The organism is Pseudomonas sp. NBRC 111127, from assembly GCF_001320345.1.
GTDB classification, from domain to species: domain Bacteria; phylum Pseudomonadota; class Gammaproteobacteria; order Pseudomonadales; family Pseudomonadaceae; genus Aquipseudomonas; species Aquipseudomonas juntendi.
This window is the reverse complement of the sequence record NZ_BCBD01000335.1, coordinates 1-1,005: the sequence shown is the minus strand read 5'-3', so window position 1 is coordinate 1,005 and position 1,005 is coordinate 1. Positions and strand designations below refer to the sequence as shown.

1 protein-coding gene is annotated in these 1,005 nt (G+C 68.8%); it reads left to right on the top strand.

Annotated elements, in window-relative coordinates; genetic code table 11:
• On the top strand, positions 1 to 1,005 hold a 1,005-nt coding region (locus tag APH30_RS27300), incomplete at both ends, for a 3-oxoacyl-ACP reductase (protein ID WP_054914261.1).

The window sequence follows — 1,005 nt, the reverse complement described above, 5'->3', positions numbered from 1 at the left end:
TTTTTCCAGCCGCTGCTGCGCAGCCTGGGCCCGTGCGCCCACGTCGTGCTGCTGGGCCGGCCACCGGAAAGCCTCGACAACCCGCTGGCCAGTATCGCCCAGCGCGCCCTGGAGGGCTTCAGCCGCTCGCTGGCCAAGGAACTGCGCAATGGCGCAACCGCTCAGTTGCTGTACGTCGGCCCCGGCGCTGAAGACCAACTGGAAGGTGCCTTGCGCTTCTTCCTCTCGCCCAAGAGCGCGTTCATCTCCGGCCAGGTGCTGCGCCTTGAAGCCTGCGCCAGCCAGGTCGAGGACTGGACCCGCCCGTTGGCTGGCCGCCGTGCACTGGTTACCGGCGCCGCGCGCGGTATCGGTGCGGCCATTGCGCAAACCTTGGCACGTGACGGTGCCGACGTTCTGCTGCTGGATGTGCCACAGGCCAGCCGCGAACTCGATGCGCTCGCTGCCCGGCTTGGCGGCAAGGCCCTGGCGCTGGACATCTGCGCCAGCGATGCCGCCTCACAACTGCTGGCTGCCCTGCCCGACGCCATAGACATCGTTGTGCACAATGCTGGCATCACGCGCGACAAGACCCTGGCCAACATGACCCCGGACTATTGGGACGCCGTGCTCGCGGTCAACCTGCAGGCGCCACAGGTGTTGACCCAGGCGCTGTTTGACGGTGGCGCGTTGGGTGAACATGCGCGCATAACCTTGTTGGCCTCGGTCAGCGGCATTGCCGGCAACCGCGGCCAGGCCAACTATGCCGCCAGCAAGGCCGGGCTGATCGGCCTGGCCCAGGCCTGGGCGCCGAGGCTCGCCGAGCGGGGCGCGAGCATCAACGCCGTGGCCCCCGGCTTCATCGAAACCCACATGACCGCAACCATGCCCATGGGCCTGCGCGAAGCCGGGCGACGCTTGAGTTCGCTGGGCCAGGGCGGTCGCCCACAGGACGTGGCCGAGGCCATTGCCTGGCTCAGCCAGCCGGGCTCGGGGGCGGTCAACGGCCAGGTGCTGCGTGTTTGC